Annotated in this window: 3 protein-coding genes; 2 read left to right on the top strand and 1 reads right to left on the bottom strand. The window is 74.0% G+C overall.

Going from position 1 to position 3540, the window contains the following annotated elements; translation table 11 throughout:
• Positions 1 to 59: 59 nt before the first annotated feature.
• Entirely contained in the window at positions 60 to 1106 is a 1047-nt protein-coding gene (locus DMH08_RS38975) for an Rv2578c family radical SAM protein (RefSeq protein ID WP_125621271.1), read from the bottom strand.
• Positions 1107 to 1333: 227 nt separating this feature from the next.
• Here DMH08_RS38975 and DMH08_RS38970 point away from each other — a divergent pair, with 227 nt between their 5' ends.
• The gene (locus DMH08_RS38970) at positions 1334 to 2950 is read left to right on the top strand and encodes a glycoside hydrolase family 10 protein (RefSeq protein WP_034517320.1); all 1617 of its coding nucleotides are present in this window, start codon (positions 1334 to 1336) and stop codon (positions 2948 to 2950) included.
• Between the two features lie 60 nt (positions 2951 to 3010).
• Positions 3011 to 3220, top strand: coding sequence for a DUF3040 domain-containing protein (locus DMH08_RS38965; RefSeq protein ID WP_026401842.1), 210 nt, complete (start codon positions 3011 to 3013; stop codon positions 3218 to 3220).
• Positions 3221 to 3540 lie beyond the last annotated feature (320 nt).

The raw sequence follows: 3540 nt of genomic DNA, 5'->3' as shown, positions 1-3540 counted from the left end.
ATCCACCGCCCCGCGCCCTCCGCCCGTCCCGCCGCCGTCCGCCGGGCGGGCGGAGGGGGTCACATCAACGTGAGCTGCCGGGGCCCGCCCGGCTCCTCGGGCCGGCCGCCGGGCGCGGCCGCGCCGCCCGCGGGCGGGCGCGCGGCGCCCGGCCGCGCTCCGACCCCGTGGCGCTCGGCAAGTTCCCGGACGCGCGCGGCGATTTCGCGCCGGTACCGCGCGGGGGCGTACGCGCCGCTCCCGTAGAGCCGCGCGTAGGGGGCGACCAGGTCCGGGTGGTGCTCGCGCAGCCGGCCCAGGAACCATTCGCGGGCGCCCGGGCGCAGGTGCAGGACGATCGGGGCGACCGACGTCGCGCCCGCCGCCGCGATCTCCCGCACCGCCGCGTCCAGTTGCGCGGGGGAGTCCGACAGGTAGGGGATGATCGGGCCCATCAGCACCGAGCAGCCCACCCCCGCCTCGTTCAGCGCGGCGCACACCTCCAGGCGCCGCCGCGGCGCGGGGGCGCCCGGCTCGGCCAGCCGCGCCAGTTCGGGGTCGGGCGACCCGACCGACACCGCCGTGTCGACGCGGGTGCGGGCGGCGGCGTCGGCCAGCAGCGGCAGGTCCCGCAGGATCAGCGTGCCCTTGGTCAGGATGGAGAACGGGTTCGCGGCGTCGGCGAGGGCGGTGATGATGCCCGGCATCAGCCGGTAGCGGCCCTCGGCCCGCTGGTAGCAGTCGACGTTGGTGCCCATCGCGACCGGCTCGCCCCGCCACCGCGGCGCGGCCAGCTCCGCCCGGACCCGCTCGGCGGCGTTGACCTTCACCACGATCCGGGAGTCGAAGTCGGCGCCGGCGTCCAGGTCGAGGTATTCGTGGGTGCGGCGCGCGAAGCAGTACGTGCAGGCGTGCGAGCAGCCCCGGTAGGGGTTGATCGTCCACCGGAACGGCACCCGCGCCGCGTCCGGCACCCGGTTGATGATCGTGCGGGCGCGCACCTCGTAGAAGGTCATGCCGCGGAAACCGGGCGTGTCGAACGTGCGGGCGACGGCGCGGCGTTCGATCAGCGGTGCGTCCGGTCGTCCGGTGCCGCCGTCGTCGAGCCGCAGGTGGTCCCAGCGCATTGCGGCCCCCTTGTCCCTTCGTGTCGTGCCGGGAGCCCGCGCCCCCGCGGGGCGGGCTCCCGTGCGCGGTCGTGCGGTGCGTTCGACCGATGGGGTGCCGTCGCCGCCGGTCATCGCGCCGGCACCCCCACCAGAATGGAACACGTGTTCGAAGAACGCAACATCGCCGCAGGTTGTCCCGCCGTTATGGACGCAGCACCGCAACAAGTGGGTAACAATGAACCGCTATGTCATGGCTGAACAGAACCCGGATGGCCGCCGCCGCGTCGCTGGTGTCGGCGGGCGCGCTCGCCGGCTGCGCCCTGACCGCGCTCGGCGGCGACGAGCGCGCCGGCTCCCGCGCGCCCGCCGCGGGGGCCCCCGCCGAATGCTCCGGCGTGCCCGCCCCCGACGGCGCGAAGGGCCGCGAGCTGCGCGGCATATGGATCGCCACCGTCGGCAACATCGACTGGCCCAAGGACCCCGGCGCGTCCGCCGCCGAGCAGAAGAAGCAGTACACCCGCCTGCTCGACCGCGCCGCCGCGATGAACATGAACGCCGTGTTCGTCCAGATCCGCCCCAACTCCGACGCGTTCTACGACTCCCCGCACGAGCCCTGGTCGCAGTGGATCACCGGTGAGCCCGGCAAGGACCCCGGCTACGACGTCCTGGACTTCCTGCTGAAGGAGGCGCACGCCCGCAACCTGGAGTTCCACGCCTGGTTCAACCCCTACCGCGTCAGCCGCCAGACCGACCTGAAAAAGCTCGCGCCCGACAGCCCCGCCCGCCGCAACCCCGCATGGGTCCGCGAGTACGGCGACGGCCTGTGGTACGACCCGGGCGTCCCCGAGGTCCGCGAACTGGTCACCGCCTCGGTCCTGGACGTGGTGAACAAGTACGACATCGACGCCGTCCACTTCGACGACTACTTCTACCCCTACCCCGAGGACGGCGCGTTCCCCGACCAGGCCACCCACCGCGCCCACGGCAAGGGCCAGGACCTCGGCGACTGGCGCCGCGCCAACGTCAACACCCTCGTGCGGACCGTCTCGGAGAAGATCCACGCCGCCAAGCCGCACGTCCGGTTCGGCATCAGCCCGTTCGGCGTGTGGCGCAACGCCACCACCGACCCCGCCGGGTCCGACACCCGCGCCCTGCAGAGCCACGACGACGTCTACGCCGACACCCGCACCTGGATCAAGGAAGGCTGGGTCGACTACGTCACGCCCCAGCTGTACTGGCCGATCGGGGACCCCGCCGCCGACTACGCCGAACTCGTCGGCTGGTGGTCCGAGCAGGTCAAGGGCACCGACGTCCGCCTCTACATCGGGCAGGGCGCCTACCGCGTCGGGCAGGGCGGCGCCTGGAACGACCCCGCCGAGCTCACCCGGCACCTGTCCCTCAACGCCGAGCACCCCGAAGTCGACGGCGACGTCTACTTCAGCGCCTCCAACCTGATGGACAACACCGACGGGTTCGCCACCCGCCTGCGCGACGAGCACTACGCCCGCCCCGCCATCCCGCCCGTCATCGCCCCCAACGGCACCGGCGACGACGGGGAAGGCGACGGCGCGCCCGCGCCCGCGCACGGCGTCACCGCGCGCGCCCACGCCGACGGCGTCGAGGTCCGCTGGAAGCCCTCGCCCGACGCCGCCTCCCACGCGGTGTACCGGGTGGACGGCGAAGGCGACGAGTGCGCCGCCGTCGACCCCGACCGGCTCATCGCCGACGTCCGCGGCGGCGGCATCATCGACCCCACCGCCGAACCCGGCCGGACCTACACCTACTACGTCACCGCCGTCGACCGGTACCACCGCGAGAGCCCGCCCGCGCGCGGCGCAACGGCCGCCGCCCCGGAAGGATAATGATCATGATCTGTGGGGAAGAACCAGTCACTTGACCGGCCGCCCCCCGGAGGTATGAGCATGGCGCTGTCGATGGAGGAGCAGCGGATCCTCACCCAGATCGAGGTCCGCCTGAGCGAGGACGACCCGCGGCTGGCCCATCGGCTCGCACGGCTCGGCGACCGCGGGCCCGGCCGCGGCCGCCGCGTCCGGGTCATCGCGGCCGCGTCCGTCGCCGTCCTGGCGGTCGTCGCCGCGATCGCGATCGGCATCGCGACCGCCATCACCTGACGGCGCGGCCCCGGCGACAGGGAGCGCGGCGACGGGCGACCGCGGCGACCACGAAGCGGCGACGAAAAAGCGCCGTGGCCCCGGTGGGACCGAAATCCCGCCGGGGCCACGGCGTCGAGGCCGGTGTGGTGGTCGCCTCGCGGCGAAAGGCACAACGAAGCTCCGGCCCGGCCCGCGAAGGGACCGGCGGTATTCCTCGAAGGCGATGGGTAGAGCCCGGGGGACACAAGCCACACCGACGCCAACCACTGTAACGGCAACCGGGCACTGCTCATTCCACCCGCCCCCCGAGCCCGGCGTGTCACCGCTCACCCGCCGCC

This window comes from Actinomadura sp. WAC 06369 (genome assembly GCF_003947565.1).
Taxonomy (GTDB): domain Bacteria; phylum Actinomycetota; class Actinomycetes; order Streptosporangiales; family Streptosporangiaceae; genus Spirillospora; species Spirillospora rifamycini.
Note: the sequence above shows the minus strand (reverse complement) of the source record. Positions and strands in the feature narration are given on the sequence as shown.